Below are 15,803 nucleotides of genomic sequence, written 5' to 3'. Positions count from 1 at the left end.
ACAGGTATTGCCAATGACTTCGCCCCCACGCCGATCGCCTGCAGCTCAGAGCAAGCCCAATACCTTACTGCTCCATCCCAATGCCTGCGGAGAATGCCAGTCCGGACGCCCACCGTTGGTAGCGAGTTCACCCCCTTGCCTGAACGCATCACGATTTGATTCCCCGAGAGAAAGTGCTCGCTGAATCAACGCAGTTGCTTCAGCAAGAGCCCCTCGGCTAACCAAAAACTCCAAAAGATCTTGCCCAAAAGCAGTTGGTCGAAGCAGTGCTTCAGGAATAGCAGCAACCAAAGCGTCGGGATTCGCCGACGAATCGAACCACGGCAACGCCACCTCTTTTACATGGTCGCACAATCTATCAACCACTGCAATTCTATTAACGGGAGAAGTTACGATCGCGTTGGCTTCCCGAGAGATATCATAGAAGCTGGTAGCACAAACAACAGATACCATCGAATCAGGGCGCTCAACCGTGAGGTCGGGATTAGATTGCCTCCAACCCTTGAGGTCTTCATCGAAAACTTCGAGGCCCGCAATACTGAACTGAATCAGCTTCCCAGTCTTGTTCCAGCGACTAGCTTCGAGTCGTATACGCTCGAGGCGCCCGTCAAGGCGGCGCTCCAAACTCGTTCGCCCCTTGAGCCAGCGGAAGCCATCCTGCTCCAAACGATGCGCCATCCACTCGCCGGCAGCCAGAAAGACTTCCCTGGCCCCCTCAAGTCCGATCAGTCGTTCAGCCAGACGTGCGGTCGAGCGCCCCTGTTCGTTGGTAGTCATGCCTCTCATTATGCCCCGTCGAGCCACGCATGGAGTCAACCTGCTTCAAGCGGGTGCCCGTTAGGCGGGCGGGAAGCAAGCTTCCCGCCCGCCTATTCCCGCATCAGGGATTACATACGCCGCACTGCCAGTGATCGATTTCCAATTGCATCTTCACCGTACTCCCCTTTTTCAACCCATAGTGTTCAAGCTTGCTTGTATTTAGCACTGCTCCATGGCTCGTCAACTCCGGGTACCCGGCCGCTTGGTTGTCCGTCACAGTCGCACTACCCACCTTAGATTCCACGGCAACCCAGTCACCGTTCGGATTGCGAGCGACGTAGTCCGCGATGAAGACATCACCATTACTGTTTTTGAATCGAACCTGCGGCGTGATATCCGTGTATCCACCCTTCTGAAGACGATCCAGTGAAGCCGCTTCGCCGATTGCTCCGTGCTCGACCCCATCCACGGGACAATTCCCGACGTTGTGTACCAGTACGGCCACATTTCCAGCGAGCACATAGTACGTGTGGAGTTGCTGGATGGTGAGGTTCCAGCGGTTCGCCGCACCCGGCGTGGCCTTGGTGGTGACAACGAAGACATGGCCGTTGGCAGGAGTGTTGAGGGCGTCACCGTGGTGGAGTTTGCCAGCGGCGACCCAGGTGTGGGTGGTGTCGTCCCAGAACGGGTGGTTGGCAGTGGTGTGGAGGGTGGCGGTGTGGCCGTTCTTGGTGCGGATGGTGAGGTCGAGCAGGTCGTGGTCGTGGTTGATCCACACGTGCTGGACGGTCCGGGTTCCCTGCTGCTTTCCGGTTTTGGGATTGGCAGCCTCGACTTTGTCGCCTACCGCAATCTTGCTGATCAGCTTGGTCTTGCCATGCGCCATCAGAACCGGAGTGGAGGGGGCAAAGCTACATCGCCCGAGAACCCCTTCCCCTTCTTCGTCGAATTCTCCACCAATTGCCAACACGGTGGCTTCACTACCGCTACCGTAGGCAGCTTTATAGGTGGGTGAATTAGTATCCGCTCCGAGACCTTCCATTGCTTTGGTAGTTGTCGCCGGGTCGTAACTGCAAGAACCCGAGTCGAACCAGCAGGCCGGATTCGCGGCGTCGCTCACGTGATCAAGGGTGTCAATTATGCCAGCAAGTTGTCCGAGGGCAATACTCTCACCGAGTCCCTTGGACCGTGTGGTCGTGCCGTTGCCGTTGCCACTGTGTGCTGTGCCGTTGTAGAGGGTCAGGCTGCATGAGCCGTAGTGACAGTAGCCAGCACTGGCATTTCCGGGGTCGATAGGCCCGGTGGTGACGTACCGCTTGGGGTTGCTGGGGCTGCTGCCGGTGCCGCCGATGGGGTAGCCGATGCCGCACAGGTCTGCCATGCACAGACCAGTGGGGTCGCTCTCACCGACGGGGTCGTCGCCGGCGTAGGTGTAGCCGCCGAGTTCTTGGGGGCTGGTGGCTTCGAATACGGGGTCGAGGCTGATGAAGCGGCCGATGGTGGGGTCGTATTCGCGGGCGCCGATGTCGGTGAGGCCGGTGGTGGTGTCGGTGGTCTTGTTGAGGAAGGTGCGGTTGTCGGCCCAGGTGGTCGTGGTGCCGCGGCTGTTGCCGTAGGGGTCGAACTGGCGCCAGGTGGGGGTCTGGGCGGTGTAGTCGAGGTAAAGGCTGTTGGTTCCGTGCTGGTCGGAGTCGAGTTCGAAGCCGTAGTTGGTGCCGGTGCCGGTGCGGACGATGGTGGCTCCGCCGGGGGCGGTGTAGTAGCGCACGCCGGTGGCGGTGCCGGCGGAGTCGTTGAGGGTGATCTGTTCGCTGCCGAGGTACAGGGTGGTGGTGCTGGGGTCGATCTGCAGCAGCAGGTTGCCGTCGGCGTCATAGATGTAGCTGGTGGCGGTACCAGTGGTGCTGTTGGAGACGCTGGTCAGCTGTTCGGCGTTGTTCCAGACGAGGGTCTGATCGCCGGTGCTGGTGGTGCGGGTTTTGGCGTTACCAGCCTCGTCGTAGACATAGCTGGTTGAGCCGGTCGAGCCGCCTGTGGTGGTGGTGCCGGTCAGGGTGTTGGGTTGGCTGCTGGAGTAAGCGCTGTTGGTGACGGTGTCGCTGCCGGAGCCGGAGACGGTGTGCTGGGTCTGGGTGAGCCGGTTGCCGATGTCGTCGTAGGTCCAGCTGGTCCAGTACGTGCCGCCGGTGATGCCGTCGCCGACGGTGCTGTGGTCACTAGTGGTGGGGGTGGCGTTGCAGGTGTCGGTGGCGGTTGAGGCAGTGGTCCAGGCGGCGGTGAGGCGGTCGAGGGTGTCGTAGGTGTAGCACTGGGTCTCAGCCGTGGTGCTGGAGCCGGAGCGGGTCTCAGTCTGGTGGGAGATGTTGCCGGCGAGGTCGTAGGTGTAGGCGGTCTCGTCAACAGTCTTGGGCGTGGTGGTGGAGCGAGTAACGAGTTGGTCTACCAGGTCTCCAGTGTGCGAGTCGTAGCCGTCGGTGACGGTGGCGTACGAGCTGGAGGAGCCGAGCTGGACCTGGGCGACCTGGTTGTAGGCGCTGTACGCGGTGCTTTGCACGTAGCTGTAGGCAGTGGTGGCCAGCGCGTTTGCTTCGTCGTCGTTGTTGTAGCCATGGGTGACGGTCTCGGCGGGCAGTCCGCCGCCGAGGGCGTAGCCGTCGGTCCAGAGCAGTCCGTTGACGCTGGTGTAGGAGTGCGTGATTTTCCACGTCTTGCCCAGGACGCTGCCCTGCGCGGCGGAGGGGATGATGGTCTCCTCGCCCAGGGATTCACCGAAGACGTTGAAGTTCACGGCCTGCTGGACGTAGGCGTAGCCGCCGCTGTAGGAGGTGGCTGTGGTGACGTGTCCGACCGGGTAGGTCATGCCGGAGATGGCTGTGTTGGAGTTGTCGTAGACCCAGGCCGCGGTCTGGTTGCCCGGTGAGCTGGTGGAGGCGTAGGCGACCTGGTCTGCGGTGGCTGCGGCGTATTGGCCGGTCTTACGGTCGAGGGCGTCGTAGGTGTAGGAGACGTACTTGCCGCGCGAGTCCTGGGCCTGCAGCAGGTTGCCTTCCCCGTCGTACGTCATGGCGGAGGTCGTGCCGGCGGTGGGGTCGGTCTTGGTGAGCACCTCCCCGGCCAGGTCGTAGGTGGTGGTCCACACCTGGTTCTTGGCGTCGGTGACGGTGGACTGCTGGTTGTGGCCGTCGTAGCCGTAGGTGGTGGCGCTGGTGGTGCCGCCGGTGAGGTAGAAGACTCCGGTAGCAGTGTTCAGCGGCGTGGTCAGCGTGGGCGCGGTGGTGTACTCGTCGAGTTCGCTGGTGCGGCCGACCGGGTCGGTGCGGGTGGTCTTGGTGACGCCGCCGGTGGGCGGGATGACGGTGGTGGCATCGCCGTTGTAGACCGTGGTGGTGGTCGAGACGATCGACCCGTTCTTCTCGGAGATGTCGTAGATCGGCCGGCCGAGCCCGTCGTAGGTGTACACGTCCTGGATGGGGACGTTGGTGTCGGGTATCGAGTCCAGGGCCAGCGTGGGGGTGGTGGTGGAGTCCCAGTAGTCGGTGTTCTTCTTCGCCGTCCAGCCGCGTGAGTCGTAGAGGGTGTCGTTGATCAGACGGCCGCCCTGCGGCGTGTAGGTCTGGGTCTGGCGTGCGCGGCCGAGGGAGTCCGCGATGGCGACCGAGGTGAGGTAACCGCTGTTGTCGTTGAGGCTGTTGGTGACAACGCCCGAAAGGGCACTGTTGGACAGGGTGTAGGTGTAGGTGAGGTTCGCCAGCGAGGTGGTGGCGCGGGAGTTCTTCCACACCGAGGTGGCCCGGCCCAGCGCGTCGTACTGGACGGTGGTCACCACGTGGTTGGCGTCGGTGCTCGTGAGCGTGAGCCCACGTTCCGGATCCAGCGTCGAGCTACTCGTATGGGCAACCCCGCTCACGGTCGGCTCCGTGACCGATTGCCCGGTGGTCAGATAGGCGGAGTTGACCGTGTAACTGGTGGCGATGGTGTTGCCGTTGCCGTTGGTCGTGCTGGACAGTCGGTGGTAGGTGCTGTCGTAGGCGTTCTGTGCGGAGGTCCGCCAGGTGAAGGCGCCGGAGCCGTAGTCGGTGGCCTTGCGGGTCATCGTGACCAGGCCCATGGTCGGGGCGCTGACCTGCGGGAACGCGGTGGCGAAGGTGGAGTCGTCGTAGAAGGTCCGGGTGGCGGAGACGACCTGGTCGGGACGGTTGACGCTGGCGGGGGCGCTCAGGGTGTTCAGCCCGCTGGGGACCGAGGTGATGGATCCCTCGGTGAAGCCGGAGCAGGCGACCGAGTCCTCTTCGGTACCGGAGACCAGGCCGACGATGTTGGCGCTGGTGTTGGCCGGAGCGTAGGTGGTGGCGGTGCAGCGGTCGTAGGCGGAGTCGGCCGGCACGGTATGCGCGTAAACGTAGGTCGGCAGGCCGAAGTCGTCGTCGGAGCGGGTGGCGTCGTAGGTCGTGTCGGTCTCGTTGTAGCGCCAGCTGGTGCTGCCCTTGTCGGTCAGCCGCTGCCGGGTCCACTCCTCCGCGGTGCCGGTCGCGTTGGCGGTCAGGTCCGGAAGTCCGGACCGGGTACGGGTCGCGGTGGCTGCGGAGATCCAGTACGAGGTGATGGTGGAATGGTCGACGCCTCCGCCGTTGCCGAGGTAGGAGGTGGACTCCAGTATCTGCCCGGCGAGTTGCGGGGAGTCGGTGTGGCTGCCGCCCCGGGAGTCGGTCAGCGGTACGCTCCGGGTCTTCGTGGACGAGAGCCAGTCGCCGTCCATGCCCTGGTAGTAGGAGTCGACCTGCTTGGTCTTGGCGTCGCCGGCGCCGTTGCCGGTCGTGGTGGTCACCTGCTGGTAGCCGCGCCACTGCCCGTAGGTGCGGTACTTGGCCTTGGTGTTCTCGTCGTCGTCGTAGTGCCAGGCCGCACCGCTGTAGGAGTAGTCGGTCTCCTTGATCGCGGAGCCGCCGGTGGTGTCGGTCTCCAGGACCTCCTGCACCGCGTACTTGTTGAACCAGTCCAGCATCGGGCTGATGTAGCCGCTGGGAGTCCAGTACTCCGGCAAGCACGATGCCGTGTTCGAGGACGGCGTGGCCGAGGTCGAGCAGGCGGTCGGCAGCGAGTAGGAGACCCCGGTTTTCCCGCCGAGCTCGTTGATGATCGCCGTGATGCGATAGCGGAACAGGCCCGGGTAGGTGGAGGTGCTCACCCGGTTCTCCAGGGCCGAGCCGGTGAAATTCACCGCCGGCATGGTGATCGACGAAGTCGAGCCGCCCGCCGTGGTGTCCGAACCGGTGCGCTGGACCGAGGACAGCCACAGCGTCGCGCTGGTCGCATCCCCGGTAGAGGGCTCCGTCTGAGTCAGCGCGTAGGAGTCGACCGTCACATACGCGCTGGAGGAGACCGAGTACTGCTGCGTGGTGATCGAGGCCAGCCGGACGGTGGAGAAGAACGAAGGCCCGTACGCGCTGCAGGTGGCGCCCTTGGCGCAGATCAGGTCGTAGGGGACGTCGGGGTAGTAGGAGGCGTTGGAGGAGGTCTCCGCGTTACCGCAGTTGGTGCTGGTGGAGGTGCAGCGGACCGACGGGTTGTAGACGATCTTGTCGGGGACGGTGCCGTAGGGGCCGGTGGCGGTGGTGAAGCCGTAGTCGATGTGCGCGAGGTAGGAGTCGCGCACGTACTGGACTTCGGAGGCTCCGTTGTAGGCGCCGTAGTAGTTGGTGTCCTGCTTGTAGTAGTACGCCATCGCGTCGCCGGTGGCGGTGGTGACGTAGTCCAGGTGCCACTTGTAGGCCATGGTGCAGTAGCTGCTGGTGGCCGTGGAGTTGTAGCAGGGGTCGCTGGAGTGGGCGGAGTACACGCGCTCGGAGTCCACCGAGTTCGTCGTGTCGTTCCCGGACGCCCAGCCGGGCAGCTCGTTGCGGCCGAAGTAGTACTTGGTGCCGTCCCGCTCGGTGATCACCCAGTAGGACGTGTCATAAGTGCCTGACCCGTTCGACGAGCCGGTCACCTTCGTGACCGTCGCGCCGTTGTCATTGGCCAGCTTGTAGGTGGACGAGTCCTTGTCGTAGACGATCGACGTCGAGGACCCGTTCAGCGACATGGTCAGGACCGGGCCGTCGTAGCACTCGTCCGACGTGGTCACCGACCCGGCGCTGCCCTCAGGAGAGTCGGAGCAAGGCGTGAACTCCTGTGCGACGAAGGAGTCCTGGGTGGTCCACCCGTCGCCCACCCAGGACGACTGGGCCTGAGTGTTGGCCGTCTTGCCGTCGACGCTGCCGGAGTCGTAGGACAGTGACGCGTCCGGTGCCAGTGACGTCGAGGCTGCCGGTGACTCCACCTTGTAGGTGTAGGTGAAGTCACCCGAGGATCCCGACTGGCCCCAGGAGCCGGCAGACGACAGGGTGGAGGCGTAGTTGCCTCCGGCCCCGCCCTCCTGGCCCGTCGAGTCGGTGGCCGCGATCACCGTTGCCGCGCCGGAGGTCGAGGCCGTCTGGGCCCTTGCCGATTCGGAAACCGCACCGGTGTAGACAGCCGGATCCGCTGTGTCAGCGGCAGTCCGGCCGGCGTCTGTGGAGGCGGCGCTCTTCACCGAGCCCGTGCTGCCGAAGGTGACTTCGGCAGATACAGCGGTGTTCTTGGGGTCGTTGAGGGACGTCAGCGGCGTCTGCTTGCGGCACTTCGCCAGTTGAGGGGTGGTCAGCGCACACGCGGGCAGCTCCACCAGGCGCAGCCGAGATGCGTAGTTACCGCCGACAGCTTCGCGGAAGGCACCGTAGTCCAGCCCTACCTTCAGTCGGCTGGAGCCAACCGTCGCACTCCCGGTGCTCTGAGCGGCGGCGAGGGACCAGACGGGGCCGGATACGCCCAGCCGCTTGGACAGCGACCGTGACTGGACCGAGACTCCGAGGGTCGTCGGGCCGGCGTAGATGCCCTTGCGGGGTGCTACTGCCTGTGCCCACACCGGTGTTCCCGCCGCGGCGGCCTTGGAGCCAGTGGCCGCCGAGTGCTTCGGCGCTGTGAGCTTCAAGGTCCCGGCCTTCGCGGCCGGCCATGCCGTCCGGGTCGGCACGGCCGTGTGCCGGGTAGCGCCGGAGAGACGCACACGCTTGTGCAGAACAGGCTTCAGCCCCGTGACCGAACGGCCCAGATCTGCCTTCGGCTTCGCGGCCGTCGAGGTAGCGGTCGTGCTGGACAGGGTCAGCGCGGTCGCCGTTGACCCGAAGGCCAGGGTCAGGCACAGGGACCAGGCCAGTACCGCAGCCCACCCCGCCAAGAGCCTCCCGGCCGTACGCCGGTACCGCGCCCTTACGGCTCCGCTGTTTCCACGCGCACGTCTACCGGACACGGCCTCCCCCTCGTCATGACGACATGCCGAAATACCGAACGCTCACCGCGGCTTGTTGCCGTACCGGTGATCGTTCGCCGACGGAAAGAAATACATGAAGATTCAATGCAGATGAATAAAGAGTTAGGAAAAAACGACCCCAAGAAGCTCTACAAAATTCTCCAGAAGCGGACATCCAAGGCGTGTACATGCCGTGATCTGGGTCACACAACCCTACGCCGGATCACTGATTCCCCTTACGTTGGCGCAGCCCTGCCACCTGCGGGCCCGAACCGGGAAACCTCCCGCGACCGATTGACCCGCCGGAGCAGGATCACCAAGAAACACCAATGGGGCTTTGCAAAAATTGAGCTCCGTTCGAGATTAGTGAGCACTGGATGAGCTCGCCCCAGGCGGAATCTTCCATCAGCATGAATAGTTGGGGGAAAGAAATTGCAAAATACTTCGCGGCCTTCTCTGCCTCGTTCGTGGGCGCGTCACGTGTTCGTCGGTGCTACCGCTCTCGCGGTCTCCGGCGCCTTGGGGCTCCCCGGCCTCGCCCACGCGGCCACCGCATCTCACGTCGGTGCGAGCGCCCGCACATCAGCCGGCGCTTCCGCCGGGCTGGGTGAGGCACAAGCCATGGCGAAGGCCCGGGCCACCGGCAAGCCGGTCCAGGCAACGGCCGCAACCACGGATTCCTCCACACTCACCGCGAACCCCAACGGCACGCTGACGCTCAGACAGACGCTCGCCCCGGTACGCAAACTGGTGCACGGCAGATGGAAGAGCCTGGATGCGACGCTCGTGCGTCATTCAGACGGCACTATCTCCCCCAAGGTGTCCACCAGTTCACTGACTCTCTCCGGCGGCAGCGCGGACGACCCGCTGGCTACCATGCGGGCTGGCAGCGGAGCCTTGGCCATCTCCCTTCCCTCAGCCTTCACTCTGCACGCGCCTGCGCTGTCGGGTGCTACGGCGACGTACCACGACGTCCTGCCCGGTGTGGATCTCGCGGTCACCGCGCAGGACACCGGCGGGTTCAGCGAGGTCCTGGTCGTCAAGAACGCCACCGCCGCAGCGAGCCCCGCGCTCACCGACCTGAACCTGTCTACCAAGGCCACGGGTGTGACACTGGCCAGTGACGCGGCCGGTGACATCGCCGCCAAAGACCGCAAGGGGCATACGGTGTTCTCGGCCACCGCCCCGACCATGTGGGACTCCAGCCAGCCTGCCGCGAACACGCCGAAGACGACTGACCCGCGCACCGGGCAGACCGTGGACAAGCGCAGCGGCGTACCCCTTGCCTCCAGCCCTGCTTCGCCGGGCGACACAGCCCGCAAGGCGAGTCTGAAGGCCTCCTACCACCGGGGGCACATCAGCCTGTCCCCTGCACGGACCCTTCTGAGGGGCAAGAACACCGTCTACCCGGTCTACATCGACCCGTCCTTCACCGCCTCGGGTCAGACCGACACCGTCCAGGCGTGGGCGTTCGTGGACAGCGAGTGGCCCGACACCTCGTTCTACAAGCCCGCGGCGTCCACGCCCGGCCCCCTGCACGTCGGCTACACCGACTGGACCCCCGACGTCTCCACCAACCGTGCCCTGTTCCAGACGAGCATCCACAGCAGCATCTGGGGCGCGCAGGACGTCATCTCCTCCAACATCTCCTTCTACGAGAACTGGTCGGCCTCCTGCACCAAGGAGGAAGTCGACCTGTGGCACACAGGCTCCATCTCCTCCAGCACCACCTGGAACAACACGCACAGCTCCAGCGACCCCGACAAGAAGTTCTGGTTCAGCAAGCTCGACACGCAGACCGTCGCCCACGGCTGGTCCACCTCCTGCGGCCCCGCGGACGTCACCTTCGACATCACCTCGCTGATGCAGTCGGCCGCCAACAACAAGTGGTCCAAGGCCACCTTCGGACTGCGCGCCGCCGACGAGAACAACGACCTGGCCTGGAAGCAGTTCAGCAAGCAGGCCACCATCACCACCACCTACGACCACACCCCCAACACGCCGACCTCGCTGACCACCAGCCCGAGCACCAGCTGCACCGCCACCACTCCCACCTCGCTGGGCCTGGGCGACGTCACCCTGCGTGCCGGGGTGTCCGACCCGGACGGCACCACCAGCCCGCTCACCGCCAACTTCACCCTGAAGAACATGACGAGCGGCACGACCTACACCCGGGCGATCAACGCCACCAGCGGCACCACCGCAAGCACCCTCTACTCCCACACCAGCACCTCCGGGCCCTTCCAGGCACTCACCGCGAAGACCGAGTTCGCCTGGTACCTCACCGTCACCGACCAGAACCTGACCAGCAGCCAGTCCAAGACCTGCCACTTCTACTACGACCCCACCGCCCCCGGCGCCCCCACCATCGCCCCCGTCACGTCCACCACCAGCCAGTGCTCCGAACTCACTGACAGCCCCTCGGGCGACAGCCAGTGCACGGTGGGCACAGCCGCGAGCTTCACGATCACGGACACCAACACCCGCACCGCGCCCGGCAGTTACCGCTACCAGCTCAACGGCGGCAACCCGGTCAGCGTCCCAGCCTCAAGCTCCAGCCCCTACACCGCAAGCATCTCGCTGAAGCCGACCACCCAGACCGACGTCCTGACCGTCACCGCCGTCGCCAGCACCGGCAACATCGGAGACACCTACGACTACCGGTTCATCGCCAAGGCTCCCGCCACCGCCACCAACGACGACCTCAACGGCGACGGCAACGCCGACCTGCTGACCATCGGCGGCAAGAACTCCCTCCCCGCTGGGCTCTGGCAGGCCACCGGCACCGGAGGCGGCAAGGTCGACGCCGTCGCCCGGAACATCGGCATCGATGGCAACGGCGTCTCCACCACCCAGACCGCCACCTCCTTCACCGGCACCCAGGCCATCACCGGCCACTTCTTCACCGGCGCCGGCTTCAACGACGTCCTCGACTACGGCTACGACACCTCGACCGGCGCTGTCACCAGCGAGATCCTGCGCGGCCAGGGCGACGGCACCGACCTCCAGCCCGTCGACTCCCTCCCCGTCACCAACTCCGCCGGCGTCTTCACCCGGACCGACACCACCTTCAACGACGACGGCACCACCACCAACACCACCACCCCCGCCACCTCCATCGCGAGCGGCGGCAGCCTGTACAACACCGTCAACGGTTACACCGCCACGGGCTATCCCGACCTCCTGCTGCTGATCAACGGCTCCCTGTGGGACGAGCCCTCCGACAACGGCCAGGGCATGTACACCGGGACCGACCAGGCCGCCGACCTGGCCGACTACAACCCCTACTGCCTCGCCCAGAACACCAGCACCACCACCAGCTGCACCACCGGCTGGAGCGGCTGGACCATCACCAGCACCCTCGACGCAGGCGGCATGCCAGAGCTGTTCGCCCGCGACACCAGCACCGACACCAGCGACCCCTCGCACGGCCAGCTCTGGTACCTCAGTCCCACCAACCTGCAGACCCTGACCTACGACGACCTTTCCAACGGCGCCACCGACGCCACCCTCACCTCCGTCGAGGCCGCCTCCACCGGCTGGGACTCCGTCAGCCAGCCCACCCTCCTGGCCGCCGACATCAACAACGACGGCACACCCGATGTGTGGACCGTCAGCAGCACCGGCACCGGCACCGCCCATGAGATGACCCTCTCCGGCACCACCGCCACCTTCACCACCCCCACCGGCCAGGCCCTGAGCACCGACACCCACGACTGGCCCCTCAACGACTACGACACCACCGCCCTCACCGCCGACGACGCGGCCACCAGCGCGATCACCCTCACCGGCACCAGCGGCGTCACCGCCCCCGAAGGCGGACTCTTCGACCCCGACGTCCAACTCGACGCCACCGACCACGACTACCTCCAAGGCGCCAAGGCCCTGGACCTGACCAAGTCCTTCACCGTGTCCATCTGGGCCGACCCCACCGCCTACGGCGGCGCCGTCCTCTCCCAGAGCGGCAGCGCCGACTCCGGGATCCTGCTCCTGCCCACCAGCGACGGCTGGCAGTTCAGCCTCAACACCGGCGCCGGCACCGCCTGGGCCTTCGACACCGTCACCGGCGGCACCGTCCACCTCGGCACCTGGGCCCACCTCACCGCCACCTACAACAAGACCACCGCCGTCATGAACCTCTACGTCGACGACGTCTTCGTGGCCACCGGCAACCACACCGCACCCAGCACCGGCGCCAGCGGCAACTTCCAGCTCGGCGACGACTGGCACACCAGCGCCCGCGCCGACTACTACAGCGGCGAACTCGCCCGCGCCCAGACCTGGACAGGATCCGTCGTACCCCCGGCCCAGCCCTACACTCCGGCCGGCTACCACCAGGCCGTCACCCCCACCCGCATCCTCGACACCCGCAGCAGCAGCGGCCTGACCTACACCAGCGGCATCACCGCCGGCGCCAGCACGGTCGCATCCGACTCCGTCACCCACCTCAAGATCGCCGGCGATACCGTCACCACACCCGTCAGCGGCGCACCCACCACCGTGCCCGCCTCGGTCACCGCCGTCGCCATCGACGTCACCGCCACCGGAGAGACCGACCACGGCTACGTCACCACCTACGCCGACGGCACCCAACGCCCCGTCACCTCATCCACCAACTTCACCGCCAGCACCACCAGAACCGGCTACCAGATCGTCCCCGTCGGCAACGACGGCAAGATCGACCTCTACACCCACCTCGACAGCAGCAGCGGAACCGCCGCCCTGATCGTCGACGTCACCGGCTACTTCACCAGCGACGCCACCCTCACCGGCAATCAGACCTACACACCGCTGACCAGCCAGGTCCGTGCCCTGGACACCCGCTCCAGCGTCGCCCACACCAGCCTGACCAGCACCGGCACCGTGGCCGCAGGCACCAACTTCACCCTCCAGACAACCGGCCTCAACGGCATCCCCAGCAACGCCACCGCCGTCGCCGTCAACCTCGCCGCAGCCAACGCCACCGGCACCGGCTTCCTCCAGGCATACGCCACCGGATACGCCCCCACCGCCGACACCAGCCTCAGCTTCAACACCGGTAACGCCATCGCCTCACTCTCCGGCGACGTCCCCATCGGCACCTCCGGAACCATCACCATCTCCGTCCACAGCAGCGCCGCCGCCGTCATCGCCGACATCGCCGGCTACTACACCACCGGCACCACCGGCCAGAAGTTCCACACCATCAACCCCACCCGCCTCGTCGACACCCGCAGCGGCATCGGCGGAAGCTCCAGCCCGGTAGCATCCCTCGGCACCTACACGCTCACCAGCAGCACCACCCAGCAGGTCACCATGGCCACCACCCCCACCCTCGCCGCCATGCTCACCGTCACCGGCCCCACCGGCAGCGGCTACGCCATCGCCTACCCCACCGCCGTCGGCAAACCCGCCACCAGCAGCCTCAACTGGGGCACCGGCGACACCCTCGCCAACCTCACCCTCACCCCCACCGACACCAACGGACAGATAAGCATCTACAACAACAGCGACGGCACCGCCGACTTCATCGTCGACACCAGCGGCTACTACACCTGACCACCCCCCTGACAGAGTGGGTGTCTCCAAGAGGTCGAAGGCCCTCGCCGTGAGGCGAGGGCCTTCTTCCATGTGTAGTTATAGACGGTTCAACGACATTCCGCCCTCGCCCAGGTCCACGGCAATGTGAGCGCCGGGGTCTGGCCCTTCGGCGGTCGCGCGTAGCCCAGCAGCCAGCCGAACTGCGGCGACCAGCCGCCGGCCTGACCACATTCTCGGGCGGAGGAAAACATGCGGCCCGGTATCTCACCGATCGCCAAGGGCGAGAACACTGCAACGTGCCTGTCTTCGCTGCGACATCGAGCATTGACGACGCAGACATCGAGGTCGGCGACACGAAATTCGCGGGCACAGACAACGTCTTACGCATGGGGCCGCGCGCATCGAGGCATTCTCCGGAATGGACTCAGGACTGTACGAACTGATCAAAGACGGGTGCGTCGAAGAGTACCGGCAAGCGGCCTATGAACTCCGCTCCAAACGACGCGACCCCCTTGAGAGCAGGAAATGGAACGACTCGATCTCGTTCCAGGGCGACGGCACCGTCATGGCCCTGAGCATCCTGCCCATCCGCAAACGACGCACGCTCTGAACCAACAAGCCCACAAGATCATGATTTTCCTGCGCTCGCCGCTTCGGGCCGCGCAACATAGCCCGGAATCGCCGGTTGGCCAAACCGGCGATCCCCCGCATCATTGACAGTCCACCGCCACCGCCTGCCCGCACGTCGAAAGGTTGCAGCACAAACTCAACCTCACAACTCCACCCGACGGCTGCCCATAATCACGAGCAGGCGGGCAGAACTGCCGTACCCACGCCAATGACCCGATCGGCTCAGTCCGTGGCCCGCCCCCCAGGGCTTTCGCAGGAGGATCGCAGCCTCCACGCCGAGCGCTTCCACGGGCGCCGGGACACCGACGCCTCTCGGCAACGGGTGAAAAATTCAGCCGTTGCCGACAGACGCCCTCTTGGCCCTGGCGTGCGCCTTCCCAGCCTTCGCCCGCCCGTCCGCCGCCATTGGCAACCCCGCCCGCCCGACGCCTGACTCACCTGTTCGCCGTCGAGGTTCGTGAGGTGCCGGCCTTCCGGCCAACACCGATCACCACGTAGGCCGGCGCGCGGTCGCCACTACGGCACCGCGTCAGCCATGGACTTCCCACCCGGCCCGCCGGAAGCCCAACACGGACACATGCCCTGAGGGTATCCGGACGGGAAGCGGCGGGACACGCGCCCGTCAGCCGCCGTTCGCCCCGACACCGCGCGGGAGCACCCCTACCGGCCCCGACGCACAACCGGTTCTCCTGGCCTGCCCGCGCACTCCGGACAGCCTCCCTGTTCGATTGAGGGGCGCGCCAGATACCCCTACGCTTGTCCGAGGAAGTCGTGATCTACGTCATGGTGCATGGATCGACCGCCACAGGGAATGTTCCGGACGGGACGAGCGAATGGGTCATTTCATTCTCGCGGGACATGCGCGGGACGACGAGCCTGACAACCTGTCAGGTAGGTCGCTGACCTGCGGAAACACGCGGGAATGGGACGGCCTCCGGAGCCGTGTGCGCAGGTTCGAATCCTGCCGGGGGCACTCGCCTAGGAACAGCAGAAATCAAGCGCTGACCAGGGCGGATGCCGACAGAAGAGGGCGGGAGTCAGTCTCACTGACTCCCGCCCTCTCTCATTGTCTCTCACCGTTCACGCACCATCTGCGATACACCCGACGACGCGGGCCGCGTCGCCTACATGACGCCTAGCCCCCGCCTCGCGAGACGCTTTAGCTCACGGCTGAAGTCGTCAACCGCTTCACCCAGCTCCCTGTGCAAAACACGCGCCCAGCGGTGGGTATCCAAGGAGAGTGTCGAATCACCGCGAGCCTGGTCAGATCGGATTAGGGCATCAACCTGGGCAGCAGTGCTCCGCACCAATTCCGGCCTCTCGTACAGCGCCACGGGGTTGGGCGCCATGGAGCAGGTCACGTCCGCTGGAGTGGTGTATCGACGGCCACTCGGCGATCTCGTTTTGAGGCTATGCGGTGAGTTCGGTGGGCAGGACGGTGTCGTCGGTTTCTGACTCGATCGGGTGGAGGCGGGCCTTGGCCAGCAGGTCGAGTCCCATGTAGCGGCGGGCCTCGGTCCACTCGTCGTTCTGCTCGGCCAGGACGGCGCCGACCAGGCGGATGAGGGCG

At 65.4% G+C, this 15,803-nt stretch carries 4 protein-coding genes and 1 pseudogene; 2 read left to right on the top strand and 3 right to left on the bottom strand.

Annotated features, from left to right (window positions below; translation table 11 throughout):
- Nucleotides 1–45: 45 nt before the first annotated feature.
- Complete coding sequence (locus ACZ7OO_RS36400) at nucleotides 46–777, bottom strand: hypothetical protein (protein ID WP_471511647.1); 732 nt, start codon at nucleotides 775–777, stop codon at nucleotides 46–48.
- 103 nt (nucleotides 778–880) lie between these two features.
- Nucleotides 881–8,011, bottom strand: a complete 7,131-nt coding sequence (locus ACZ7OO_RS36395) for a polymorphic toxin-type HINT domain-containing protein (protein WP_471511645.1) — start codon at nucleotides 8,009–8,011, stop codon at nucleotides 881–883.
- Nucleotides 8,012–8,704: 693 nt separating this feature from the next.
- Here ACZ7OO_RS36395 and ACZ7OO_RS36390 point away from each other — a divergent pair.
- Complete coding sequence (locus tag ACZ7OO_RS36390) at nucleotides 8,705–13,621, top strand: LamG-like jellyroll fold domain-containing protein (protein ID WP_471511643.1); 4,917 nt, start codon at nucleotides 8,705–8,707, stop codon at nucleotides 13,619–13,621.
- Between the two features lie 400 nt (nucleotides 13,622–14,021).
- Complete coding sequence (locus tag ACZ7OO_RS36385) at nucleotides 14,022–14,213, top strand: hypothetical protein (protein ID WP_471511641.1); 192 nt, start codon at nucleotides 14,022–14,024, stop codon at nucleotides 14,211–14,213.
- A gap of 1,430 nt (nucleotides 14,214–15,643) precedes the next feature.
- Here the strand turns inward: ACZ7OO_RS36385 and ACZ7OO_RS36380 are convergent.
- Nucleotides 15,644–15,803, bottom strand: a pseudogene (locus ACZ7OO_RS36380) (IS256 family transposase); the annotation flags it as partial.

It is taken from the genome of Streptomyces sp. NPDC111744 (genome assembly GCF_055634995.1).
Note: the sequence above shows the minus strand (reverse complement) of the source record. Positions and strands in the feature narration are given on the sequence as shown.

What these genes read in the sequence shown, in the direction of transcription:
- ACZ7OO_RS36400 (WP_471511647.1), bottom strand. Translation starts at nt 777, where the DNA reads ATGACTACCAACGAACAGGGGCGCTCGACCGCACGTCTGGCTGAACGA.
- ACZ7OO_RS36390 (WP_471511643.1), top strand. Translation starts at nt 8,705, where the DNA reads ATGGCGAAGGCCCGGGCCACCGGCAAGCCGGTCCAGGCAACGGCCGCA.
- ACZ7OO_RS36385 (WP_471511641.1), top strand. Translation starts at nt 14,022, where the DNA reads ATGGACTCAGGACTGTACGAACTGATCAAAGACGGGTGCGTCGAAGAG.